Origin of the sequence: Lutimonas saemankumensis, assembly GCF_020171465.1 — a bacterium.
GTDB classification, from domain to species: Bacteria; Bacteroidota; Bacteroidia; order Flavobacteriales; family Flavobacteriaceae; genus Lutimonas; species Lutimonas saemankumensis.
The window spans coordinates 1-25,577 of record NZ_JAIUZR010000006.1 but is presented as its reverse complement, the minus strand read 5'-3'; the positions used below and the strand labels follow the sequence as shown (position 1 = coordinate 25,577).

General features: G+C 39.2%; 26 protein-coding genes. 13 read left to right on the top strand and 13 right to left on the bottom strand.

Annotated features, from left to right (window positions below; all coding sequences use genetic code 11):
- The first annotated feature begins 1 nt into the window (after position 1).
- Positions 2-1,465, top strand: coding sequence for an NAD-dependent succinate-semialdehyde dehydrogenase (locus LCM02_RS14360; protein WP_224931530.1), 1,464 nt, complete (start codon positions 2-4; stop codon positions 1,463-1,465).
- Between the two features lie 69 nt (positions 1,466-1,534).
- Here the strand turns inward: LCM02_RS14360 and LCM02_RS14355 are convergent, their stop codons facing one another.
- The 3 genes from LCM02_RS14355 to LCM02_RS14345 form a co-directional block, all read right to left on the bottom strand.
- Positions 1,535-3,796: a beta-glucosidase family protein gene (locus LCM02_RS14355; RefSeq protein ID WP_224931527.1), complete on the bottom strand. Its 2,262-nt coding sequence runs from the start codon at positions 3,794-3,796 to the stop codon at positions 1,535-1,537.
- Positions 3,797-3,907: 111 nt separating this feature from the next.
- Positions 3,908-4,402, bottom strand: a complete 495-nt coding sequence (locus tag LCM02_RS14350) for a GNAT family N-acetyltransferase (RefSeq protein ID WP_224931525.1) — start codon at positions 4,400-4,402, stop codon at positions 3,908-3,910.
- A 9-nt stretch (positions 4,403-4,411) separates the two neighbouring features.
- Positions 4,412-5,185, bottom strand: a complete 774-nt coding sequence (locus LCM02_RS14345) for an SDR family NAD(P)-dependent oxidoreductase (RefSeq protein WP_224931524.1) — start codon at positions 5,183-5,185, stop codon at positions 4,412-4,414.
- Between the two features lie 270 nt (positions 5,186-5,455).
- On the opposite strand from LCM02_RS14345, the gene LCM02_RS14340 reads away from it, so the two are divergent.
- Positions 5,456-5,758, top strand: coding sequence for a hypothetical protein (locus LCM02_RS14340; protein WP_224931522.1), 303 nt, complete (start codon positions 5,456-5,458; stop codon positions 5,756-5,758).
- A gap of 59 nt (positions 5,759-5,817) precedes the next feature.
- Here the strand turns inward: LCM02_RS14340 and LCM02_RS14335 are convergent, their stop codons facing one another.
- From LCM02_RS14335 to lysS, 5 genes are all read right to left on the bottom strand, one after another.
- Positions 5,818-6,141 carry an EthD family reductase gene (locus LCM02_RS14335; RefSeq protein WP_224931518.1) on the bottom strand — a complete coding sequence of 108 codons (324 nt, stop codon included), beginning with the start codon at positions 6,139-6,141 and terminating at the stop codon, positions 5,818-5,820.
- A gap of 42 nt (positions 6,142-6,183) precedes the next feature.
- On the bottom strand, positions 6,184-7,125 hold the full coding sequence (locus LCM02_RS14330) for a nuclear transport factor 2 family protein (protein WP_224931516.1): 942 nt from the start codon (positions 7,123-7,125) through the stop codon (positions 6,184-6,186).
- A gap of 190 nt (positions 7,126-7,315) precedes the next feature.
- The gene (locus LCM02_RS14325; protein WP_224931514.1) at positions 7,316-8,911 is read right to left on the bottom strand and encodes an AsmA family protein; all 1,596 of its coding nucleotides are present in this window, start codon (positions 8,909-8,911) and stop codon (positions 7,316-7,318) included.
- 80 nt (positions 8,912-8,991) lie between these two features.
- Complete coding sequence (locus tag LCM02_RS14320) at positions 8,992-9,858, bottom strand: NmrA/HSCARG family protein (RefSeq protein WP_224931512.1); 867 nt, start codon at positions 9,856-9,858, stop codon at positions 8,992-8,994.
- A gap of 195 nt (positions 9,859-10,053) precedes the next feature.
- Complete coding sequence (lysS, locus tag LCM02_RS14315; protein WP_224931510.1) at positions 10,054-11,757, bottom strand: lysine--tRNA ligase; 1,704 nt, start codon at positions 11,755-11,757, stop codon at positions 10,054-10,056.
- A 132-nt stretch (positions 11,758-11,889) separates the two neighbouring features.
- Between lysS and LCM02_RS14310 the strand changes: the two genes are divergently transcribed.
- Together LCM02_RS14310 and lipB are read left to right on the top strand one after the other, a co-directional pair.
- Positions 11,890-12,051 carry a YqaE/Pmp3 family membrane protein gene (locus tag LCM02_RS14310; RefSeq protein WP_224931508.1) on the top strand — a complete coding sequence of 54 codons (162 nt, stop codon included), beginning with the start codon at positions 11,890-11,892 and terminating at the stop codon, positions 12,049-12,051.
- Positions 12,051-12,761 carry a lipoyl(octanoyl) transferase LipB gene (gene lipB / locus LCM02_RS14305; protein ID WP_394369947.1) on the top strand — a complete coding sequence of 237 codons (711 nt, stop codon included), beginning with the start codon at positions 12,051-12,053 and terminating at the stop codon, positions 12,759-12,761. The genes LCM02_RS14310 and lipB overlap by 1 nt, the downstream gene beginning before the upstream one ends.
- Positions 12,762-12,781: 20 nt before the next feature.
- Here lipB and LCM02_RS14300 read toward each other — a convergent pair whose 3' ends face one another.
- The 3 genes from LCM02_RS14300 to LCM02_RS14290 are packed head-to-tail and all read right to left on the bottom strand — an operon-like array spanning position 12,782 to position 14,822.
- The gene (locus LCM02_RS14300; protein ID WP_224931506.1) at positions 12,782-13,834 is read right to left on the bottom strand and encodes a nucleoid-associated protein; all 1,053 of its coding nucleotides are present in this window, start codon (positions 13,832-13,834) and stop codon (positions 12,782-12,784) included.
- Positions 13,835-13,881: 47 nt separating this feature from the next.
- A complete protein-coding gene (locus tag LCM02_RS14295) occupies positions 13,882-14,226 on the bottom strand; it encodes a protease inhibitor I42 family protein (RefSeq protein WP_224931504.1) in 345 nt (114 codons plus the stop codon).
- Positions 14,223-14,822 carry a ribonuclease HII gene (locus tag LCM02_RS14290; RefSeq protein ID WP_224931502.1) on the bottom strand — a complete coding sequence of 200 codons (600 nt, stop codon included), beginning with the start codon at positions 14,820-14,822 and terminating at the stop codon, positions 14,223-14,225. The genes LCM02_RS14295 and LCM02_RS14290 overlap by 4 nt, the downstream gene beginning before the upstream one ends.
- 94 nt (positions 14,823-14,916) lie before the next feature.
- Here LCM02_RS14290 and LCM02_RS14285 point away from each other — a divergent pair, with 94 nt between their 5' ends.
- Positions 14,917-16,887: a putative porin gene (locus LCM02_RS14285; RefSeq protein WP_224931500.1), complete on the top strand. Its 1,971-nt coding sequence runs from the start codon at positions 14,917-14,919 to the stop codon at positions 16,885-16,887.
- A gap of 44 nt (positions 16,888-16,931) precedes the next feature.
- The gene (locus LCM02_RS14280; protein ID WP_224931498.1) at positions 16,932-18,488 is read left to right on the top strand and encodes an NAD(P)/FAD-dependent oxidoreductase; all 1,557 of its coding nucleotides are present in this window, start codon (positions 16,932-16,934) and stop codon (positions 18,486-18,488) included.
- A gap of 10 nt (positions 18,489-18,498) precedes the next feature.
- Here LCM02_RS14280 and nhaC read toward each other — a convergent pair whose 3' ends face one another.
- Positions 18,499-19,947 carry a Na+/H+ antiporter NhaC gene (gene nhaC, locus LCM02_RS14275; RefSeq protein WP_224931496.1) on the bottom strand — a complete coding sequence of 483 codons (1,449 nt, stop codon included), beginning with the start codon at positions 19,945-19,947 and terminating at the stop codon, positions 18,499-18,501.
- 100 nt (positions 19,948-20,047) lie between these two features.
- On the opposite strand from nhaC, the gene LCM02_RS14270 reads away from it, so the two are divergent.
- The 7 genes from LCM02_RS14270 (at position 20,048) to LCM02_RS14240 (ending at position 25,417) form a co-directional block, all read left to right on the top strand.
- Entirely contained in the window at positions 20,048-20,617 is a 570-nt protein-coding gene (locus tag LCM02_RS14270; RefSeq protein WP_224931494.1) for a DinB family protein, read from the top strand.
- Positions 20,618-20,792: 175 nt separating this feature from the next.
- Positions 20,793-21,113, top strand: a complete 321-nt coding sequence (locus LCM02_RS14265) for a hypothetical protein (RefSeq protein WP_224931492.1) — start codon at positions 20,793-20,795, stop codon at positions 21,111-21,113.
- 354 nt (positions 21,114-21,467) lie between these two features.
- Positions 21,468-22,337 (top strand): alpha/beta hydrolase, encoded by an 870-nt coding sequence (locus tag LCM02_RS14260; RefSeq protein WP_224931490.1) that lies wholly within the window; start codon positions 21,468-21,470, stop codon positions 22,335-22,337.
- Between the two features lie 41 nt (positions 22,338-22,378).
- Positions 22,379-23,086, top strand: coding sequence for an SIMPL domain-containing protein (locus LCM02_RS14255; protein WP_224931488.1), 708 nt, complete (start codon positions 22,379-22,381; stop codon positions 23,084-23,086).
- A gap of 7 nt (positions 23,087-23,093) precedes the next feature.
- Positions 23,094-23,396, top strand: coding sequence for a DUF1330 domain-containing protein (locus LCM02_RS14250; RefSeq protein ID WP_224931486.1), 303 nt, complete (start codon positions 23,094-23,096; stop codon positions 23,394-23,396).
- Between the two features lie 25 nt (positions 23,397-23,421).
- Positions 23,422-24,210 (top strand): PhzF family phenazine biosynthesis protein, encoded by a 789-nt coding sequence (locus LCM02_RS14245; RefSeq protein ID WP_224931484.1) that lies wholly within the window; start codon positions 23,422-23,424, stop codon positions 24,208-24,210.
- 232 nt (positions 24,211-24,442) lie between these two features.
- Positions 24,443-25,417, top strand: coding sequence for a TIGR01212 family radical SAM protein (locus LCM02_RS14240; RefSeq protein ID WP_224931482.1), 975 nt, complete (start codon positions 24,443-24,445; stop codon positions 25,415-25,417).
- On the opposite strand, the gene LCM02_RS14235 is transcribed toward LCM02_RS14240, so the two are convergent.
- Positions 25,355-25,577: hypothetical protein (locus tag LCM02_RS14235; RefSeq protein WP_224931480.1), on the bottom strand; the 223-nt coding region annotated here is incomplete at its 5' end. The genes LCM02_RS14240 and LCM02_RS14235 overlap by 63 nt on opposite strands.

Sequence of the window (25,577 nt, the reverse complement as noted above, 5' to 3'; positions counted from 1 at the left end):
TATGAAACTTAGAAATCGATCCTTACTTAAAAATCAATCCTATATTAATGGGAACTTTACAGATGCTTCCTCAGGAAAAACCTTTTCAGTTGTCAACCCTTATGATGGAAGCCTTATCACTCAAGTATCCAATTGCGACCGAGCCGATACGAAAAAAGCGATTTTGGCGGCACAATATGCCCTGGATGGCTGGAAAAAATTAACCGGGATTGAAAGAGGCCTTATTTTGAGAAGATGGTATGAATTACAAATAGAACATCTTGAAGATTTGGCCATACTGTTAACTGCTGAACAAGGCAAGCCAATTATAGAGTCTCGTGGAGAGATTCTTTACGGCGCCTCTTTTGTTGAATGGTTTGCTGAAGAAGCAAAAAGAGTCTATGGCGATATTATTCCTGCACATCAGCAAGACATAAGAATCAGTGTAATAAAACAACCCGTGGGTGTAGTGGCGGCAATAACACCTTGGAATTTTCCCAACGCCATGATTACCAGAAAAGCAGCCCCGGCACTTGCCGCAGGATGTACCATGGTATTAAAGGCCCCAAAACTTACCCCACTATCGGCTCTTGCATTGGCTGTTCTCGGAGAACAAGCAGGTATTCCGCCAGGTGTATTCAATGTCATTACAAGTGATAATGCAAGTGAAATTGGAAATGAATTAACCGAGAATCCCATCGTTAGAAAACTTTCTTTCACCGGTTCGACACCGGTGGGTAAACATCTTATTAAAAAATGCGCGGATACTGTAAAAAAAGTATCGATGGAATTGGGTGGAAATGCCCCTTTTATCGTTTTCAATGATGCTGATCTTGATAAAGCTGTTGAAGGGGTGATTAACTCTAAATTCAGAAATGCCGGGCAAACCTGTGTTTGCAGTAATAGAATATTTGTACAAGAAGAGGTTTATGATGTGTTTAATTCTAAACTGGCAGCAATGATAATGAAGTTGCGCTTAGGAAATGGTTTGGATGAACAAGTAAACATTGGTCCTTTAGTTGAAGAGAAAGCCGTTAAATTTGTAGAAGACCTTGTAGCGGATGCCAAGCGACATGGCGCTCAAATTTTGACAGGTGGAAATCGATTTAATTACCAAAAAGACTCTTTGATCTTTGAACCAACACTCTTGACAGATGCTACCCAGAATATGAGGATCTTTAGAGAGGAAATATTTGGCCCTGTTGCACCAATCTATAAATTCAGAAATGAAGAGGAAGTAATCAAAATGGCCAATGATACGCCTTACGGCCTGGCATGTTATTTTTATGGAAAAGATTTCGCTCAGATAACACGTGTTTCAGAAGCTTTAGAATATGGAATGGTCGGAATTAACACAGGAAAAATATCTACTACTCTTGCACCATTTGGAGGAATAAAAGAAAGCGGGTTTGGCAGAGAAGGCTCCAAATATGGAATTGACGAATATCTGGAAATCAAATATCTATGCTTTGGCGATATAAACTAAAGAATTATGGCCTCCTCTTATGAATAATTAGTAAAACGAGAGGAGGCTATAATTCTTGAGTTCAATTCACTATTTCATGAAATTTGTAACCTCGAATTCATCCTTGAGCAATTGATCGGCACTTGAGCTGGGCCCCATATACAATTCATATTCCATCTCTTCAACCTTCCATTCCTTTGCTTCCGGATCATACCAGGCCAGATCCTCAATCTTAACTTCAAACGGAACTACTTTGGTCTCTAAGGGTTGAAGTTTTATTTTATCAAAGCCTCTTAACAATTTTACAGGTCGATCAATTTGAGAATTTTTAAAGCCTACATATAACTGAACTATTTCTTCTCCTGCCATATCTCCTGTATTGGTTACCTCAATACTTGCTTTCAAGGTATCATCCGTTGTTAACGCTGAATTTTCAATAGTCAAATTATTATAAGCGTAACTGGTATAGCTCAATCCGTAACCGAAGGGGTAGGCTACCTCAATATTATTCTTGTCAAACAGGGTATAACCATGATAGTAACCATATTCAATTTTAAGCGTGTAAGGATTAAAGTAAGGGTAGTCAGAATCATTTTTGGCAATGGAGAAAGGTAATTTTCCACTTGGATTGACTTTTCCATACAAGACATTTGCCAGTGCCGTCCCTCCTTCCATACCGCTGTACCATGCAAACACTATTGACGGCACTTTGGATTCCCAGGCATTCATATTGATGGCGCTTCCTCCAACGTAAACAACTACCACCTTCTTATTAACCGAAGACACAGCCTCTATAAGAGCTTCGTCTTCAGGTAATAAGCGCAAACTTTCTCTGTCACCGCCAATTCCTTTTTCACCCAGTAATCTTCCGGCTTCAGCAGATTTTTCCATATCATCTTTCATATTGATATACTCCCCTTCATTCTCAAAAGTATATCCCACTACAAGGATCACCTGATCCGATTGCTTGGCCTTTTCTGCTGCAAGCTGAGTGTCGGGGCCATCATATAATTCAATCTCATTTCCTATTTCCTCATTCAAGGATCTGATCCCTTCATACGGGGTTGTTATATTCAAAGATGTTGAGTTACTGCTGCCATGATCTCCGGTGTTCTCTGCATTGGCAAGCCGTCCTAAAACTAAAACCTTTTGTCCGGATTCAGAAGGTAACGGAAGTAAGTTATCATTCTTGATAAGGACCATGCTCTTCTCGGCAGCGACTCTTGCCAGAGTTACATGCGATTCTTTTTCTATTTCCTCATAGCTATAGGTTTCCTGATCGTCGCTAAAGGCATATTTAAGCCTTGTTTCAAGGGTTCGGGTTACAATCTTGTCTATATCTGCCTCGCTGATTTCTCCATTTTCTATTCCTTCTTCAAGAATATTGTATTTGTATACTTGCTGATAGGGCATTTCGACATCCAGCCCCGCTTTTACGCTGCCGATTCCGTCATAGGTTCCTTTAAACCAATCTGAGGTTACAAATCCTTTAAAACCCCATTCGTCTCGTAAGATATCGTTTAAAAGATATTTATTATTTGCCAGATACTCTCCTCTCACCTTATTGTAAGCACTCATGATGGAAGCCGGTTTCCCAACCTGTATGGTTTTCTTAAAATGAGGAAGATAAACTTCTCTTAACGTTCTTTCATCAAGTTCAACATCAACCACGAACCTTGAATTATCCAGGCTGTTCAGGGCAAAGTGTTTTGGGCAGGCCATTACATTGTGCTTCTCTATTCCCTTCACCGCAGCCACACCGAATTCACCGAGTAACCAAGGGTCCTCCCCATAGGTTTCCTGGGCCCTGCCCCAAGCAGGATGACGCAACAAATTGATACAGGGTGTCGCAGCGTAATTTACTCTATTGGCTCGCATTTCAATGGCAATCACTTCATGAATTCTTTCTTCCAGATCCACGTCCCAACTAGCTCCGCGGGCCATTCCCACAGGAAATGTGGTCACACTATTAACTTTGTGGTCCATCACCCTGGCACCCCTGGGGCCGTCTGATAAAACCCAGGGTGGAATATGTAATCTTTTGTTCTCACCAACATAAACATGCGGAAACCTGTTCTTCATCAAAAAGCCAATCGCCAATTTTGGGACCTGATACATTTTCTCCCCGTACATCTGATCGATCTTTTCCCTGAGATCCATTTTTGCAACCAGCTCTTCTGCCAGAATCGCATAACCCGCCTCGTTCTCAGGTTCGGGCAGAAGCTCCTTATCGGCCTGTAATTCGTACATGTTATAATTGACACTTTTGTAATAGATACCCGCACCAAAAATTACAAGCAATACTAAAATCACACCTAATACTTTCAATATTTTTATGGCAATTTTTTTCATGTTCTTATTTATTGTGTTATAATGACACAATATTACGGCAAAAGAAGAAAATAACCAAGTGAAATCGTATAAAATACGGTGAGAATAAGCTTATGATTTTTGTCCCAAGGGTTACATCAGGCTTTTTTCCATAATGTAGTCATCCATCACGAAACCATTACCTATATCCTGTACCACTTCACCCCTCTTTTCAAAGCCTATTCGCTGATAGGCACTGATCGAATTTTGATTGAATCGATTAACGGTTAATCGAACCGAGTTGCAACCTTTCCCTCTTGCAGTCTGGAATATATGATTCATAGCCAGTTTTCCAAATCCTTTTCCCCGCTCATTCTTTAATAGATATATTTTGCTCAGGAACAAGGTATCTTGTCTTTGTTCATATGCCAGGTAACCGATAGAATTCTTATTCTTTTTTATCGTGATATAGGTGTATCCTTTTTCAATCTGTTCCCTCATACTTTTGGCCGATTGGAATTTCTCCAGCATGTAATCTACCTGTTCCTTACCAATTATTGGGGTATAATGCTCATACCAGATCACTTCTGCCATTCTTTCGATTATTTCGAGGTCCTTATTTTTGATTACTGATTTAAATTTTATCATACCCAGTGCCTATTTGAGTGTCCAGCCACCATCGACCATGATGATTTCTCCCGTGATAAGCGATGCCGCCTGTGAAGCGAGAAAAACTACTACGGATGAAACCTCTTCGGGTTTTCCAATTCTACCTAAAGGAATTCTCTCAATAACACTTTGCCTGAAATCCGGATCTTTTAACCAGGGCTCGGTTCCTGGTGTCTTAATAAAGGTTGGTGCCACCGCATTAACATGGATATTGTATTTGGCCCACTCCGATGCCAGATTTTTTGTCATATGATTGACAGCAGCTTTACTCATACAATATACAGCTTCCTGATCCAGGGCTATCGACCCGGCCTGAGAGCTCATGTTGATTATTTTTCCTCCTCCCTGCTTTATCATCTGCCTGGCCACCATCTGAGAAGTAAAAAACATGGCCTTTACATTAAGATTCATCGTAAGGTCATAATCAGATTCTGTAACATCTATGGCATCATTCGCCGGAGCGACACCCACATTATTGACCAAAATATCGATACTCCCAAACTGATTAACCACGGTATCAACGGCACTCCTGATTTCATCTAAAGAGGACATATCCATCTGGACCCTTAGAACCTGTCTGCCCATTTGACGAATCTCATGTTCCAAATCCTCAGCATCAGAAGAATTCCTGAGACCCAAGACTATATCAGCACCCGCACTCGCTAAGGCCAGTGCACAGGCCTTGCCCAGTCCTCTTGCCGACCCTGTGACCAGGGCAACTTTTCCTCCCAGATTAATTTCAAACTGATTATTTTTATTCATATTTTGCTCATTAAGAAGAGTTAAACTATCGGTTATTTAAAGCAGAATAAAATTCGGACAATTTTGCAAAATATCAGTATCAAAATTCACTAAAATAAAATTATCTTCAAAAAAAAAAGTAAATTAGCCTATAATTTTTTTATGCTAAATACGGTTATCTGATATCTGAAAAATATAGTTTTGGATTTAGTCATTTACTTTAGAATAATGGCTCAATCCGTTTAATCTGAACAATTGATCAATTTGTAAAACCTTTAATACGGACCGATCATGAAAAGAATTATCGTAGATTACAAAAAACTTGACCATAGTATATTGGAGCTTTTGGTAAATAAATTTCCAAACGGATATGACGATCTGGATATCGTTACCTTTAGAAATGCAAATTATGAGCTCATAGAGGCCGTTGAGGTAAGAACGGAGGACACCATTTATCTTGTAAAGATCAGCAAACACGTGGCAGACAGCATGGAAAAATTTGGGGTCAATTCAGAAATTGAAGAAGAAAGCGAAGCAGAAAAGGAAGAGGATGACAAGATCCTGTCAAGTAGCCGTGAAGATGACGACGAATAAAACCACAGCTCAATAAATATAAAATCCGGTCCATTCGATTGAATAGACCGGATTCTTTTTTAGATCACAACCTCACTTATTTGAACGATGGGTTGGATATTAGTGAAATTTGGAACATCACCCATAATTTTTTCTGCATTGGGTCCAAACGAATTCTGAAAGGATTCCAAACTCTCAAAATACAGATTTCCAATTGCCTCAAACTCAGGGGCCGAACCGGGAGCAGATCCTAAAAGCCCTTGTTCCACGGTCGCCCCCAGCACTGAATTACCCAGTAGTTTTGCAACCATCCCAACATGATCCTTGGAATAATATTGCATATCAAAATGTTTTCCATTTGCTTTGGGATAAAGTACGCTTACTTTTATCGAGCCTTTTTTCATCGCTTTATATTTATCATTCAACTTTATTTCAATCAATCCCTTTTAATTCTGCATCAGACTCGCACTGTAATAGGCATTTTCACCAACGATCTTTCCATCATCATCAAAATCATGAATCAAAAATAAAGGCATAACAATTTTTTTATCATCTGACTTTCTGGTCATTCTTACCTTCCACCAGGATTGTACAACTTTAGCATTTCCCAGTCCGTAATTCAGATAATCCGGATAACCTTGTACGTCAATACTTGTAATATCATAGGCCTCCATCATTTTTTGCATTCCTTCACGATCCTGTTCAAGTGTCATGGCCTCTGTTCCAACGGGCATATGAATATTTCTGAATCGTGCATCATCATGATAATAACTATAGAATTTTTCCATATCCTTATTTTCAAGGGCCGCCATCATTCGCCTTACGCTGTTGATATAATCGTGATGATTGTAAATTGTTCCATTCTTTCGGGCCACAAAGCTTTCATTCAGCTCTCGCCAAACCGTTCGATCACTGTAATCAATAATTGTTTGAATTTTATTATCGGCATTTACAACATAAAGCCTGTGAACCGGCATATCGATTTTTACTCCCGTACTGTTATGCACTCCTTTTAAATGGTTCCAGGTTTGCACCCATACTACATCTTTTTGATTTTCATCTTTATATTCTATCGCATCCGGATAAGCACCACTTGTTCTTTCCAGGCTTAAGTAAGAGACATTTTCTTTCCACCATTTTGCATTTTTTCCAGCACCTTCTTTTGTTCCTGGTTTGGCATCTTTGTTTGAATTGGTCCCGTTCCAGTATTTGTAATCGTCAGCAAGGAAACTCATTACTTTGTCTGAATCACCGGCAACAAAAGCCTTGTTTAAATTTTCCACGACGTCAATGGCAGGGTGTTCTGAATAAATTGTTCCATTCTTTTTTTTCTGAGCATGTACCATTACGGTTAGTAACATGAGCAACATTAATGTTAATCTTTTCATTTTTATAGGATTTAGTCAATTGTTAATATTTCTTGTAATTAAAGAACTGACATTAAACCAAAAGAAACAATTCGTATAGGACCAGAATAGCCTAATAGTGTCCGAAGGGAGCTATTTTTTTTTCAAAAGAGAAAGGGGTTTTTATAAAACCTGACCAGAAATATGGCAACATTTCATATACTTTATCCATCTAAATATCATTTTCAGGAATTTGACTGGGATGAATAACCTTTCCTTTGTAAATCGTATCACATTTAGCAAGGCCTATATTTCGAAAAAAATTGGTCACCGGCCCAAAAAAAGTCTTGAGAATTTTCACTTTGCCATATTCCGGACCAGAGGCTTTACCATAGATTTTTTGCCCTATCAATTCACATCCTCTTTTGTCAAGAACATTGATCTTAAAATCCAGGCTATCAGTTTGAATCGAATACCATCCTTCAGTTGCCACAAGATTATTTTTGGTACTCATGGCCACATCTCCTGTTGTCAGCATCCCTTTCCTTAGATTCCAGTCCGCGAGAAAATGTGCAACATCGGTAGAATCTCCAGCCTTCATAAAAGCCAGGCTCGCAAAGTCCGAACCCTTGGTTACCGCAAGTCCCGCCGGCCCCGCAAACATGACAGCACCAGCATCCGCAAGATTAAACTCCTGACTACGCTTAAATTTATCTATGAGTTTATCCAGATCGATCCCATATACTTTTAAATCTCTGCCTTCTATAGAAAAATCTGCAGTGAGCGCCTCAAAAAACGGAGCAGGATTATCCGGGTTCCAACTGAGACTTGAATGAAACTCACCCACACCCATCAATTTAATTCGTTTCTCATTTTCCAACGTATCTTTTTTTTCAACAAATAAGGTCGAAAGGTCGACTCCCGGTTCATGAGAAGAAAGCTCAAGGACCATTAGTGGATCATCATTGTAGCGATAATCATACATCAAGCTGTATTTTTCATCTTCCATTTGAACCTTTGCATCGGTTAACAAAACTCGTCTGTCATTTAACTCAACGATGTAATCGGAAGTAAGGACAAGAGGAATTTCATTGATGTAGAGTTGATCAATAAAAGGAAGATTCATGGGTAACGTTTGAATTGATGCCCTTCCCGTGATCAAATCATTCTCTAATTGAAAATTCCCAGTGATTTCATGACTTTCAAAGGGTATCAGCAGATCCTTTTGCCCATCAATGATCTCGACCTTCATATCTTCAATAAGAATATTGGGAATCTTAATAAAAAGACCGGAAACCTCACCAGGCTCATCCTTATCTTCCAATTGACCATTATCTTCAACTGGAGTAAATCCCTGTGAAATGACCATTTCACCCAGACTGTCCTTCTCTATGCGTAGCAAGCCTCCCTGAATAAATAAATCTTCGATCAGGATCTGATTGGATAATACCTTACTCAGGTCTGCTTTAAAAACTGCCCTCTCAACCTCCAATATTGACCTATTAGGTGAAATCGTATCTGGTCTGATCGGAGCATCAAATCTGAGATTTCGTAAGGTAACTTTCAAATTTGGGTAGGACCACAGGGATCCAAGATCGATGTCTTCAACAGAAAAATCTCCTTTCAATTCCTTATTTACCTGAGATAACAGTTCCTTGCTGATTTCATTCTTTCTGTTATTCAAATAAATAAAAAAACCCAAACTGAGCAGCAACAATACACTAATTAATAGAATGACGCCTCGAAGCAAGACTTTGAATATTCCTTTTTTACCGGATGTGGCTTTCATCAATTTCTGGTTTCTTTTACCTGGATCTATAATCTGCATAAATCAAAGTTAACCAAAATCTCATTCCGTTAGGTTCCGGATAAATCAAATATCATTTTAAGCACTTGCAATTAAAGAAATTAAATATGAAGCTTCAGGGTGGATTCAACCCAATATTCAAAATCGCCAAGTTCCTTGAACTCCTTCTTGAAAGCATCGATGTCTTTCATTACAATAAAATTGTTTTTATTCATGTAAGAGAACATTTTGAACAAATCCTTTCCCATAAATAAATAAGTAAATATTCCCGGTAGCTTTTGATAGGTGACAGGTTTATTTAAGACCTTGGATATTGCTTCTGCCTGTTCCATTGCAGATTTCTGGTCTGTCACCAAATTTAGGGTCTGTCCCTTATATTTTGAGATAGTAGTGATTATGCGCGCCGCTACCTTACCAATATCTTCTGTACTGATCAGTTGTTGAATCGTGTTCTTATTCAAGGGCAAAACTAACTTCCCTTTCTTTAATCGCTTGAGAACCTCCTGATTCAAAAGATTTTCCATAAAAGAGGCTGGTCTTAGGGTGGTATAATCCAATTGACTGTTCTTAATGTAATTTTCAACGATATACTTACTTTCAAAATGAGGAATACCGGTATTCAAATCGGCTCCAAGAACGGAGGAATATACCAAATGCGGAACGTGATATTCTTTTATCAAGTCCACCAGTCTTTGGGCTTGCTCAATTTCCTTCTTTGCGCCCTGCTCGAACCCCTGCACCAAAAAAAAGATATCAATATCGGAAAGCGTCTCCTTGAACGAGTCGTGATTATCGAGATCTCCTTCAACGATTTCCACGCCCTGAGCAACTAAATTCTTTGCCCTTACAGACCCTGAATCCCTGGTCAAACCGACAATTCTAATATCTGTTTCAGAAAGATGTTTTGCCAATGCTCCTCCCTGATTGCCCGTAATACCCGTAATAAATACACTTTTACTATCTTCCATATCTTATTAACTTTAGAGCCAAATCAAACCTTAGTTTTGGCTTACCTTAAATTTCAGTGATTTTTGATTCTTATAAAATACAAATAGGACGAACTCATGTGTATTATGTCCGAGAGGTGTCAATTAGTTTTCAAAAGAAATAAAAAAAGGGGGCAAAAGCTGCCCCCTGTTCTGATTTTCTATTAGACTATGATTTTAATTGAGAAACTCAACAAACAAGCCTTCATCATTCTTACTCACTTTTGCCAGTTTATTTTTAGTCAAACCTTTAATGGTCTTATCCCATTTTTTATTAGACAATCCGGACTGTGCCTTAAGGTCAGATAATTCAATCTTTTCAGCTTGTTGAAGCATCTTTAAAACCGATTTTTCATCTTCATTTAATTCAACGGATGGAACTTTTTGTTCCGGCTTCATTTGTGGGAAGAACAATACTTCCTGAATAGAAGCATTATTGGTAAGGAACATGACCAGCCTGTCAATACCAATTCCAATACCTGAAGTTGGAGGCATACCGTATTCGAGGGCCCTTACAAAGTCCATATCAATGAACATAGCCTCATCATCACCTTTTTCAGATAAATTCAATTGATCCTGAAATCTTTCCAATTGGTCAATGGGGTCATTTAACTCAGAGTAAGCATTGGCCAGCTCCTTGCCATTGACCAGCAATTCAAACCTTTCCGTTAAGTCCGGGTTATCCCTGTGCTCTTTACATAAGGGGCTCATCTCTTTTGGATAGTCAATAATGAAGGTTGGCTGAACATAGTGGTGCTCGCATTTTTCACCAAAAAGTTCGTCAATAAGCTTTCCTTTCCCCATAGTCTCATCAACTTCAATTCCAAGTTCTCGACATACTTTTCTCAATTCTTCCTCATCCATACCGGCAACATCATAACCTGTGTGCTCCTTAATAGCCGATAATATGGGTACTCTTGCATAGGGTGCCTTAAAATCTATCCTATGCTCTCCAACCTGAACTTCAGAAGATCCGTTGGCATCTACGGCAACCTTTTCAAGCAATTCTTCGGTCATTTCCATCATCCAGTTGTAGTCCTTATAGGCTACATAAAGCTCCATTACCGTGAATTCCGGGTTATGTGTGCGGTCCATTCCTTCGTTTCTGAAATCTTTAGCAAATTCATAAACAGCATCAAAACCTCCTACGATCAATCTTTTCAGATAAAGTTCGTTGGCGATTCTCATGTACAAAGGAATATCCAGGGCGTTGTGATGCGTAATGAAAGGGCGTGCGGCCGCTCCTCCCGGAATGGGCTGCAGGATTGGGGTTTCTACCTCCAGATATCCTCGATCATTGAAAAATTCACGCATCGAATTCGTGATCTTCGTCCTTTTTATAAAAGTCTCCTTAACATGATCATTCACCATTAAATCCACATACCTTTGACGATACCTCATTTCAGCATCGCTAAAGGCATCATGGGTTTTACCGTCTGCATCAACCTTAACGATTGGCATGGGTTTTAAGGCCTTTGACAAAACCGTAAGCTCCTTGACCAAAACAGATTTTTCACCAACCTGGGTTTTAAAAACCTCTCCCCTGATTCCTATGATATCTCCAATATCAAGAAGTTTTTTAAACACCTGATTATACATTGATTTATCCTCACCACTACAAATCTCATCCCGGTTGATATAGATCTGCATCCTTGCTGAAGCGTCTTTTAATTCGGCAAATGAAGCCTTTCCCATGATTCTTCTGCTCATAATTCTACCTGCAAGAATAACTTCTTTTCCTTCCAGAGTTTCAAAATTATCAACGACCTCCTGAACGGAAGCAGTAGTTTTAAATTGTGCGGCAGGATAGGGGTTAATACCCAGTTCTCTCAACTTCTGCAGGGATTCCCTGCGTACTATTTCCTGTTCTGATAACTGCATTTTTGAAAGATTTTTGAAAAATAGGTCGCAAAGATACGTGGATTGAACGATATATTGTAACGAAAACCTAATTTCAACGTCATGTAATAAAAATAAATTAACGAATTTTGCAATCTCAAATCATTATTTAAGATGAGTATCTGGAGAGTCCTTTTATCCATTTTATTTCCTCCCCTGGCTGTTCTTGACAAAGGCTGTGGCAGTGTTGTAATCGTTTTTATACTGACGTTGTGTGCGTGGATACCCGGGGTAATAGGCGCTCTGATCATCTTAAATAATCCTAAATACAGCTGATGAATCAGGTTGTTTTTAAAGACCTCGGCATAAAAGACTATAAAGAGGCATGGGATTTTCAAAATGAACTGTTCCAGGGAATCATAGATATCAAACTAGCCAACAGGGGCCGGGATATTGAGCAGGAAACCCCTAATTATTTTTTATTTACAGAGCATCCGCCGGTCTATACATTGGGGAAAAGCGGAGATCTTTCCAATTTGCTTCTCAACCAGCAACAGCTTGAGCAAAAAGGCATCTCATTTTTTAAGTCAAACCGAGGTGGTGACATTACCTTTCACGGCCCCCAGCAAATCGTGGGATATCCCATATTAAATCTTGAATCCTTCAAACCGGATATCAGATGGTATATGAGAAGTCTGGAGGAAGTGATTATCCGTACCATAGCCCATTATGGCCTTACAGGGGTTCGAAGTGATGGTGAAACCGGAGTGTGGCTCGATGTTGGAACTCCTTTCGCCAGAAAGATCTGTGCCCTGGGTGTTCGGACATCAAGATGGGTAACCATGCATGGTTTTGCACTCAATGTCAATACCAATCTTGGTTATTTTGATCATATAATCCCCTGTGGAATCAGAGGTAAAGCCGTAACCTCAATAGAAGCGGAACTCAACAGAAAAATTCCCCTGGAAGAGGTTAAAAGCCTGATCCTGGAAAATTTTGAGGTTGTATTTGAAGCGGAATTAACTTCGGAAAGTAAAACGCAATAAATGGCTTTGTTCCAAAAAAATTAACTGGTCTCTTCGTTAAAATAAACCTTGTAATATTTCATTTTCTTTTCTTCGTCGTAACCCAGTTCCAAATATTCAGAAGATGCATCAGGAGCCTCCACATCCATTTTTATCTGGATGTTGGTATCGAGTTTGATCTCTGTTTTTAATTTCTGTTTTTGCTTTTTTACCACAGCTTCCGAAATATGAAACTGGTTTCTTACCAACACCTCTCTATCGGTTTCAAATAATCTCTTGTAATCATCAAATAGATCCTTCTGTTCTTCCTTCTCAAAAACTTCTTCCTTAAAATCATGAATATTCAGCGTATCATTTTCTTTTAAATAATCTACGGTTTTGGCAAGAAAGTGACTTTGCTCCTGTGTACTGTAATCAGTCCTTAACACCTCATCCGAAAAATCTTTACACATTTCAATGTAGGATTGCGTATGATTATTCTTGTCATCGGCATATTTTACATTCAAAAAGTTCTTGATCCAGTACTGTGCATCATAATTATTGTTGTCAACACTGAGGACCACCATTCCTTCATCGTCCTGATAATTCACGATTAAACATCCTTTGTCAATTTTTTTTGTACTTATCCCCTTTTGAACTACAACATCAAAACTGTTTCCTTCCTGAAAGGTCTGAAAGAAATTTGTCTTGTTCTCAATTTTGAATATGCCAAGGGCTGTTGTCTGTACCTCATTGAACTCGATATCTTCGAAAAGAGCAACGATGACGTCTCCTGTTTTGATCTGAGCTGAATTCGACTGTTCAAACAAATGCAGCAATATATTCTTTGAACCCTCTACAAAAAATTCCTCCTCTTTAAAAAGTCGCCGGGCGTAAGAATTGATCTCATTCAAATTAATATCCGCATGGTGATGAAAGCGAAAACTTTCAGTGAGATTAGTAAACGGCTTCAGCAAAAATGGCAGCATCAGGTTGTAACTATCTTCGTCGAATACAACAGGTTCCTCAGAAAAAACATTTCTGGTATCATTAAATTTATTCCCAATTTTATGAATGATAAATTTTGGAATACTGGCCTTGTTTCTTTTGATCATTGCGCTGAATTTTTGAAGATGCAATGATACGATTTTAACAGATAAAATTATTCAACTTTTACACCAATTTCCTTGCGCATCTGATCACCTTCCTTCTCCCATGCGCGTTTGTAAATAAAAAGGAGTCTGGCTTCACCTTTACTTCGCGCTCTAAAACTCCATATTTCAGTTCCACCGGCTCCGGTAGCTGCATTTTCGGGAATAACGTATTGAACGGAAACAGAATCAAGTATTGAATTTTTTAATCCCCTCTCCAGGAACCAGGAATATCCTGTGGTTCTGTTTGATTTCAATTTGATCTCAAAAGTTTCTCCCTGCTTAACTTTCATGGGTTCTTTCTGGCAAGAACATAATATCGGAATAATAACAATAAGAAAATAGACGAATTTCATAAGTCAAGTTTTAATTGTTCGGGCAATAATTTAAAGCTTTTGCGATGTAAAGGAGATGATCCGAATTCTCTGATAGCCTGTCTGTGCTCAGAGGTGGGATAACCTTTGTTTCTGTTCCAGTGGTACTCAGGATGATTTTGATGGGCCTTAAACATAAATTCATCACGATAGGTCTTGGCAAGAATAGAAGCAGCCGCAATATTTAAAAACTTCCCATCTCCCTTTACAATGGTCTTATGAGGGATATTTTTATAATTTTTGAACTTATTTCCGTCCACCACGATAAATTCGGGGACCAGACCGAGCCTGTCCAGAGAATTATGCATGGCCAGGATAGAGGCATTAAGAATGTTGATTTCATCAATTTGTCCCTGATCTACAAAAGCTACAGCATAGGCCAATGCCTCTTTTTCGATGATGGGCCTCAGAAATTCTCTTTTCTTTTCGCTTAGCTGTTTCGAGTCATTCAGCAAAGGATGATTAAAATCGGGAGGTAGAATCACTGCTCCCGCCACAACGGGTCCGGCAAGACATCCTCTTCCGGCTTCATCCGTACCCGCCTCAATTTCAAACGAAGAATATTTTAATGCCAACATAATCGAACTTCTATTCAAAAATAATAAAGGCCCTACAATTAGCATAAAATAATATGCTCAAATATTTTACCTTTGTCATCAATTAAATTTATCCATGTTAAGGAAACTTTCCATTTTAATTTTATTGTTGATCACTAGTGGCATCTGGGGCCAGATAAATGACGGAAATCTCAACACCCTTGACAACCGATATGTTGACGTTTACGGTGACACGGCTAAAATCTACGATAAAGAGGTCGAAGTGGAGTTAAGCGATAAAACCTATTATCATGATTATAAGGTCATTGATTATAAAATGGACACCACCTACATTGACACCACCCTTACCATGAAAAAGTATTACAAGTTCAATTTGGAACGCAAGGATGCGTTTGAACTTATGCCTTTTCATAACCCCGGACAGGCCTACAACAACCTGGCATATACATTTAAGGGAAATGAAACTTATCCCAAAATTGGTGCCCGTGCTCAACACTTTAATTATTTTGAAGTGGAAGACATCAAGTATTACAGCGTACCAACACCTTCTACAGAACTGATGTGGTCAACCGTACTTGAACAGGGCCATTTACTCGATGCCATGTTCACTTTTAACCTTTCAAGGCAGTTTAACGCTTCACTGAGTTTTAAAAGTATCCGGTCCCTGGGTAAATACAGGCATTCTTTGACGGATCACGGGGCGGCAAGGATCACCATGAGCTATCATACTAAAAACAAAAGGTATTTTGTACGTGGCCATCTCGTTGCCCAGGACCTGAACAATGATCAAAACGGGGGACTGACAGAAGAGTCACTGTTCTATTTTGAATCGAATGACCCGAATTTCTCGGACAGGGCAAGACTGGAGACAAATTTTACAGATGCTAAAAGCGTTATCAGAGGGAACAGGTATTATTTTGACCATTTCTATGTGTTATGGGATAAGAAAGACAGTTTAAAATCCATACCTTCTGATCTAAAAATAGGACATCAGTTTAATTTCGAAAGGAAACATTATGAATATGAACAAGGAAGCGCAAACAGCATGTTTGGCCCTGCTTTTTCCAGAGAGATAAATGATGATGCCAAATATTCCAAATTTTACAATGAAGCCTATCTGTCGTTAAACTCTCCTATTACGCTGGGTGAAGTAAGATTTAAAGTGAATAATTATGCTTACAACTACAGTTATAAAAGCGTCGTAATTACTCCGGAAGAGGTCATAGACTCAAAACTTGAAGGAAACAGTTTCGCCGTTGGTGGAGAATGGCATACCCGGTTTAAAAAATTCAATCTCGATGTTGATGCCTCACAGGTCATTTCGGGAAATCTTACCGGACATGCTTATTCGGCCATGGCCAGTTTTAAAACCGACAGCACTTTTCAGGTAAGGGCAAGAGCGTACAGCAACAATCGCTCCCCTAATTTCAACTTTTTGCTGAACCAAAGTGATTACAAATACTATAACTGGCAGAATGATTTTAAAAATGAAGAAATCAATGGAATCGACTTTGTTTTTGATTCTGAAAAGTGGATCTATGCTTCTGCTTATCTCACCAATATTGGCAACTATGCCTATTTTGCACAAAATGAAGACACAGGTCAGGTAGAGCCGAGACAATACGGAGAAAACATCAATTATTTTAAGATCAAATTGAGTAAAGAAATTCGCTTTGGTAAATTTGCGCTGGACAATCAGTTCATCTATCAGCAGGTTACCAGTGGTGAGGAGGTGCTCAGGGTGCCCGACTTTATAACCAGAAACACCTTGTATTACGCAAATCATATATTTAAGGGAAAGCCCATGTACCTTGAAACTGGAGTCAGCTTTAGTTATTTTAGTAAGTACCTCATGAACAGTTTCAATCCAGTACTCAATGAATTTTACCTGCAGAATGATAGAGAATATGGTGGCTTCCCACTTCTAGACTTTTTTATCAATTTCAGGGTAAAGACCATGAGGGTATTTTTTAAACTGGAACATTTTAATTCAGGTTTTACCGAGAACAATTATTATTCCGCACCTACCTATCCCTACCGGGATTTTGTGGTACGCCTGGGGTTGGTATGGAATTTCTTTATCTGATAATTCAAATGATCTAATTATCCGGTAGGGGCCTGTATATCATTATGCAAAAAGAACTTCAAATCCAGGTAAGTCCTGAAACGGCGCATAAGGACAATCTTCTTAAGGCGTTTGTCTCAAAAAAAATTGCTGTTCCCCAGGATCAGATTTCGGGTTTGGAGATTTTGAAAAGATCTATAGATGCCAGGCAAAAGTCGATAAAAATAAATTTGAAGATCCGGGTTTTTGTCAATGAAACTCCAGTCAAAGAAGCTATTGAACTCCCGTTGTATGATGATGTGAGCAAGGCTCAGGAGGTCCTGGTGATCGGAGCTGGTCCGGCTGGTTTGTTCGCTGCCTTAAAACTTATTGAAAAAGGTTTAAAACCCATAGTTCTTGAACGTGGCAAAAATGTCAGAGATCGTAGAAGAGATCTTGCCGCCATTACCAAGAATCATGTGGTCAATGAAGATTCAAATTACTGTTTTGGAGAAGGTGGAGCAGGCACCTATTCTGACGGGAAACTTTATACCCGATCTAAAAAACGCGGGGATGTCAACAAAATCCTGAAACTGCTGATTGCTCATGGCGCCCATGAAGATATTGCCATAAACGCCCACCCGCATATTGGAACCAACAAACTTCCAAAGATAATTCAGGCTATTCGTGAAACCATTATTCAGTATGGTGGAGAGATTCTTTTTAATTCAAGAGTCACAGATCTTCTGATAAAAAACAATGAAATTCAAGGGGTATCGACGCAGACAGGGGAGATCATTAAAGCTCAGAAAGTTATCTTGGCCACGGGCCATTCGGCAAGAGATATATTTGAATTGCTTCATCAAAAAGGAATCCTGATCGAGGCAAAACCCTTTGCCCTGGGTGTACGTGTGGAACACTCCCAGCAATTAATTGACCAGATTCAGTATCATTGTCAAACTCGTGGGGACTACCTTCCTCCTGCCCCGTACAGCCTGGTAAAACAGATCCATAACAGGGGTGTTTATTCATTTTGTATGTGCCCGGGAGGGGTTATCGCCCCTTGTGCCACGGCACCCGGAGAAGTAGTAACCAATGGCTGGTCGCCTAGTAAAAGGGATCAACCCACTTCCAATTCAGGTATCGTGGTTTCCCTTGACCTTAAAGACTTCGAGGCCTACAAAGATTTCGGGCCCTTGATGGGGGTTCAATTTCAAAAAGAGATCGAGCAAAGAGCCTGGCGACTTGCCGGAGAAACCCAAAAAGTTCCCGCACAGAGACTTGTGGATTTTACCAACGGTAAGCGATCAGTGGATATCCCAAAAACTTCTTATACCCCGGGAACAACCAGCACTGAAATGGGCAAGGTTCTTCCTCAATTTATATATAAGGCACTTCAGGATGGGTTCAAACGATTTGATCAGTCCATGAAGGGATATCTGACAAATGAAGCGGTTGTACATGCTCCGGAATCGAGAACTTCTTCACCGGTCAGAATTCCAAGAGATAAAAAAACCTTAGAACATGTTCAGATAAAGGGACTTTACCCCTGTGGTGAAGGCGCAGGTTATGCGGGTGGCATCATTTCGGCTGCTATAGATGGAGAAAAATGCGCGGAACAGGTCAAGCTATCGATTTCCTGACCGATATAATCTATTTTCTGACCAGTTGTCTGATCTTGATTTTAAAGGCTGCAAAGAAAAGTGTCATAAAGGGGCTCAACCAGTTAAAGATAGCATAAACAAAATAGTCTGCTACACTTACGCCCAATACCCCGGACTGATATGCTCCACAAGTATTCCAGGGAACCAATACAGAAGTAACTGTTCCTGAATCTTCCAGGGTCCTGCTTAAATTTTCAGGAGCCAGATCTCTGTCCTTATAAGCCTGTTTGAACATTTTACCCGGAACAACCAGAGCCAGATACTGATCAGATGCCGTAACGTTCAGGGCAAGGCAAGTTGCAACCGTACTGGCAAACAATCCAAATACCGTATGTGCCATTTTTAAAAGTGCTGCACTAATTGTGGAAAGTGCCCCAATGGCATCCATTACTCCTCCAAAAACCATGGCGCAAAGTATGAGCCATATTGTTCCCAGCATTCCGTACATTCCTCCTGAAGAGAACAAATCGTTTAATTCTGTATTGCTTGTTTCAACGGATGTATCAACGGTTATGGCATTCATAATACCCTGATAAGCCGCACGAAAATCCAGTTGCTCAGCTCCTGCCACATTCATAACGATATCCGGTTGAAAAAATATAGCGAAAATTCCTCCCAGTAAAGTTCCTGCCAGCAGGGCAATCAAGGGCTGTGTTCTTCTTATGATCAATAAAATAACCGCCAGGGGAACAATAAACAGCCAGCCACTAATCCGAAAGGACTCATCAATGGAAGCCAGAATTGAAGCGGTATCCGCAGTCCCTGAAGTTTCAAGAGTAAATCCGATAAGAATAAAAACAATAAGGGTAATCGATATTGTAGGTACGGTAGTATATGCCATATACCTTATATGTGTAAACAAATCAGTTCCCGCCATGGCAGGCGCGAGATTTGTTGTGTCCGAAAGGGGAGACATTTTGTCTCCAAAATACGCTCCGGATAATACGGCTCCCGCAGCCATTCCCAAAGGAATTCCCAGAGCTCCTCCTATACCAATCAAGGCAATTCCCACTGTAGCCGAAGTTGTCCATGAACTGCCTGTTGCGATAGAAATGACGGCACAAATCACCACCGTTGCCGGTAAAAAAACGGTGGGATTCAATAATTTTAATCCATAGTAGATCATTGTTGGAATAACTCCGCTGATCAGCCAGGTTCCCGCCAGGGCACCTACGAACAGCAGTATCAATATAGCACCGGTTGTGGATTTAATATTGTCAGCAACTTCTTCAATCATACGGCGATAGGTTACCTTGTTCAAAAATCCTACAATTGCCGCCACTGCCGCTCCAAGCAGCAGGATGAATTGATTGGATCCACTTAAAGCATCATCTCCATAAACAAAAACATTATAAGCGAGCATTCCAATAAGTGCAATCACAGGAACTAAAGCTTCATAAATATTGAGTTCTTTATTCCTAATTATCTGTTCATCCATATAAAATTCAATTGATTTTGTAATGTTACACAAAAACTTCGACTTTAAGAAATCAAGGAATTTTAATATTTTTATACATTAACCTCTTAATCAACACAAAATGAAAAAATCAACAACCTACTTTTTTATTGCGGTCGTAACCCTTGGTTTGGTGGCCTTTTCAAATCTTAAATCCAACGTAAATTCAGAATTCAAAAGCTCTTTTACGGAAACCCTGAAAAATGCAAAAGCTTACACGCTGGAAGTTGCAGAAAAAATGCCGGCATCGGATTATACGTTCAGACCCCATGATTCTGTTAGAACCTTTGGTGAACAGCTGGCCCATCTTTCTATGTCTTCTTCTTTACTGAACAAAATGTTTATCAAAGGAGAACAGGTAAATTTTGATCCGGCAGAAGGTGAAAAAATGATGAAAATGGTTGGAGCCTCAAAAGATGAAACAATCAAAGTGATCAATGAAAGTTTTGACGAAGTAATTGCGACCATTGAATCTATGAGCGAGGAAGACCTTCAGGCAACTTTTATCTTCGGGTTTGCACCAAATAAGCCCGAATTAACCAAGGAACAAGGCTTTCTATTCATACGAGATCACATCACGCATCATAGGGCACAGGCTATTACCTATTTAAGGATGAAAGATCATGATGCCCCTCAATACAGGCCTTTTTAATGAAGTACATCTACTTCCCAAAAACAATAACAAGAACCCGTTTCTAAATATGAAGCGGGTTTTTTTAACATTTTATCGCTCTGAATACCAGATAATTTGAACAAAATCTATTTTTTGTGTTTTTTTACGCAACCTCTTTCCTTTTGACGTATCTATTGTAAAAATCCCCCAAACTATGAAACTGGAATATTCTATATTGGAACATTTAAGTAATAACGACAATGGAAGGTTTGTCGATGTTACTTTTATTGAAGATGATTATGTTTCGATCGGTAATGCACTCAACGAATTACGGGGCAGAAACATGATCGTGATTGATGAAAACAGCAGCAGAGATTTTAAAGCTTTTGGAATCGGAAATGACAGGAAAAAATCTTTGAAAGCTAAAATCAAAATGAATGGAAGAATTTATTACCATTCGTTAAAAAGTAAAGTTGATAAGAAAGATTCTCAGGACAAAAATGAGAATAGATGGAGTTTGAGTTACTTTTTTTAACAATTAAAGTTTAAGTATGACATAACATTTACTCAAGGTTAATCTTAGGATTATAGATCGGGGTTTGATTTATCAGACCCTTTTTTTGTGCTTTAAATTCTGCTTTATGAACCCTTTCATAGCTTCTTTTTATTGGGCATAAATAAAAGAAACATGTTATATTAGATGCTTAAATCATTGATTTGTTAAAAGAATAATGTCAAATAATTATCAATCACAATTCCATGTGATTTCAATTGGATAAAATTAGTACAGCCTATACCTTATGGTAAGGTACCAATGGGTCACGACATCCTCATAACTGGAGTATTGTTGATGAACAAGAACTGGTACAATGGTTTTCAAACCTTTTAAATGAATAATAAGCTTTTAAATATTTCAAAAACACTTATGAAAAGACGCGCTTCGGATTCAATAATCCTCCTGGTTTTTATTTTCTATTCCGTCATCATCTGGTCGCAAAATTCTTCTTACGGACTGGATACCTCAATTCCATATTACAGTAAAACTCGTCAGAACCAAGATTCTTATTTAAAAGAGCGATGCGTCCTTGATATTTACTATCCTGAACATCTGGATTCTTTTGCTACCATTGTATGGTTTCATGGAGGAAGTTTAAAAGCTGGTGAAAAGGAAATTCCGGAGGCCCTTAAGAATCAAAACCTTGCCGTTGTAGGCGTAAATTACCGTTTGTATCCCAAAGTTAAAGCACCGGGTTATATCGAAGATGCGGCCGCAGCGGTGGCCTGGGTATTAAAAAATATTGAGAACTATGGTGGAGATAAGAATTCTATTTTTGTTTCGGGTCATTCCGCCGGAGGATATCTGGCAAGTATGGTTGGTTTGGATAAATCTTACCTGGCTAAATATGACATCGATGCGAATCAGATAGCAGGGCTTATCCCTTTCAGTGGCCATACCATAACCCATTTTACGGTAAGAGAAGAAAGAGGAATCGATGGTACCCAACCCCTTATTGATGAATTGGCTCCCCTGTATCATGTGAGAGCGGATGCACCTCCTCTGCTCATGATAACCGGGGACAGAGAAAAAGAACTATTGGGTCGGTACGAGGAAAACGCCTATATGATGAGAATGATGAAAGTTGCCGGGCATAAGGATACCCGGGTCATGGAGCTGGATGGCTATGGTCATGGAATGACCTTTCCGGCGTTTCCGTTATTAATTGATGAAGTTAGACGTATAATGGAGGAAAAGAACTAAATTTAGACCTGACTTTTAATTCAGGAAATTCCTATAGACTAATGAAAAATAATCTAATAATTCCGGCACTTTTGATTGGGGCAGGCCTGATGATCTCGGGATATTTCATCGGGAATATGCATCAAAAAGGTATTCAGCAGAACCGTTATGTACAGGTAAAAGGGCTTTCTGAGAGAGAAGTTCAGGCGGATCTTGCCGTTTGGCCCATCAATACAATTTTGACAGGAAATGATCTAAAATCCTTAAAAACCAAAATAGAAACTCAGAACAAAGCTGTATATCAGTTCTTTATTGACCAGGGATTTACCGATGAGGAGCTCACCAAGGGTATGACCAATATAACGGATGCAAAGAGCAATATTTACAACACTAACCCTTCTGTTGGATTCCGCTATCTGGCAAAATCAGAATTTACGGTTCGGACCAATGATATTAAAAAATTACAAAAAGCTTTAGCAGAATCTTTAAACCTGATGTCTTCTGGAATCGTCCTTGGTTCAAAAAACGAATGGCGACCGATTGAATACATTTTTACGGGCTTAAATGATTTAAAACCTTCAATGATCGAAGAGGCAACGACCAATGCGAGACAAGTAGCAGAGAAATTTGCAAGAGATTCCAATTCTCAGGTTGGGCCAATAAAAATGGCCCGACAAGGCCAATTCTCTATTAATGACAGGGATCAGAACACACCAGAGATCAAGATCATCAGAGTCGTTTCCACCATTGATTTTCAACTTATCAATTAAATCTGTTATGGCCGCATTTGTACTTGTAGAAATTGACATCCACGACAAAGAACTTTATAAATCATATACCCTTTTGACTCCAGCAACCATAGCCGCCTATGACGGAAAATTTGTGGTGCGCGGGGGTGAAATATCAGTTTTAGAAGGAGAGTGGAACCCGGAGAGAATTGTACTTCTCGAATTTCCAAGCGTGGAAAAGGCAAATGAATGGTGGCATTCTGAAGCTTATGAAAAAGTCAGAAAAATAAGGCAAAAAGCAGCAACAACAAAAATGATCGTATTGAAAGGAGTTTCTGATCAATACGATTAAGTTTCACTTTATTAAAACCTTAAAGATGATTAATCAAAAAATGTATCAGGTCGATGCTTTTACTGATCACTTATTTGGAGGGAATCCAGCAGCAGTATGTGTTTTAGATGAATGGTTTGAGGAAAAGCTCATGCAGCAGATTGCTGCTGAAAACAACCTTTCCGAAACTGCGTTTGTTGTAAAAAAAGATAACTTCTACGAGATCAGATGGTTCACACCTGTTGCCGAAGTGGCACTTTGTGGCCATGCCACCCTGGCCTCGGCACATGTTTTATTTGAGTATTATGAACATCCCTCTAATACCATAAATTTTGTTTCTCTATATAGCGGCGAGCTGTCTGTATCCATGGAGAATGATCTTTTGACTCTTGATTTTCCAAAGGATATATTTGATGAAATCGATCCTCCTGAATCCATTGTCAAAGCCTTTAATAAAAGCCCCATAGCTGTATACAAAGGTAAAACCGATTATCTGTTACTTTTTGAAGAACAAAAAGATGTGGAACAATGCCGTCCTAATTTTCATATATTGAAAGAATCAGAGGCAAGAGGTGTAATCATTACTGCAAAAGGTAAAAGTGTTGATTTTGTTTCCAGATTTTTTGCACCAGGATGTGGTGTGGATGAAGATCCCGTTACAGGGTCCGCTCATACAACGCTAACTCCGTTTTGGAGTGAGAGGCTTGGGAAAACGAAATTAAGCGCTGAACAAATTTCGTCCCGGGGTGGAAAACTGATTTGCGAGCTTCTGGGAGATCGTGTAAAAATCTCCGGGAAAGCCATAACCTATTTAATAGGCCAGATTTTTCTTTAAAACTCCTGATGTCTGTGACCATTAAATTGCCTCCTTCATTAACCCTTGAAGAATAACAAATTTTATGATAACAATACCCGTAATGCAAATTGATGTGATCATAATATTGATTTTAATAATTTCACTAATTCATTCTCACTATACAAATGTATTTTAAGCACTTCTTAATCGTTACGACACACCCTGTCCGATATTTATTTGTAATTTTAGAGCCCTAAAGCAAATTCACTAAATGCTCAAAGAAGAGGCCGATAAATCTTTTTCCAACCCTGTAAAACCATATCAGGATTATGGGAATTTTATCCGCGATAAATTTGGTGAAAGAGTACAGAAAATCTCAATAAATGTTGGATTCAGCTGCCCTAACAGAGATGGATCCAAAGGAACCGGAGGATGCACCTACTGCAACAACCAGAGCTTTAGACCGGATTATTGTGATCCTCGGAACGCTATTGAAGAACAATTGCAAAAAGGAATAGATTTCTTCACCCAAAAAAGAAATATCGGGAAATTTCTGGCCTATTTTCAATCCTATACCAATACTTATGCAGAACTTGACCTGATCAAAGAACTTTACCTAAAAGCTCTAAAACATGAAGGGGTCATAGGCCTGGTTATCGGAACCCGACCAGACTGTATTAGTGAGGAGCTCATAGAATTCCTTTCAGAACTCTCAAAAAATTACTTTATCTGCCTTGAATTAGGTGTTGAATCAACCTTGGACCGAACCTTGGAGGAGGTGAATCGGTGCCATACTTTTGCCGACACGCAAAGGGCTTATGCAATGGCACATAACAAAGGGATCTTTTTAGGTGCCCATTTGATTCTTGGCTTGCCCGGAGAGAGCAGGTATGAAATGTTGCAGCATGCCGTAGAACTTTCAAAACTACCTATTGATTTTCTTAAAATACACCAGCTGCAGGTTGTCAAACATACCTTAATTGCACAACAATACAAAAACCATCCTGAACAGTTCAATTTATTCAATGTTCAAGACTATCTGGATCTTGTTACAGAATTCATTTGCCTTTTAAGGCCCGAAATTGTAATTGAACGGTTCATCAGTGAGTCCCCTCCTGATCTGCTCATAGCACCCAAATGGGGATTCAAAAATTTTCAGATGATCAATTTAATCCATAAGAAATTAACGGCTGAAAACCTGTGGCAAGGTAAATTCTACAAGGATTACTGCCGTGATCCCTTTTAAGACCTCTTCTGCAACTAAAATCCCAAGGTGCTGACGCACCGGGATTACTGCCGTGATCCCTTTTAAGACCTCTTCTGCAACTAAAATCCCAAGGTGCTGACGCACCGGGATTACTGCCGTGATCCCTTTTAAGACCTCTTCTGCAACTAAAATCCCAAGG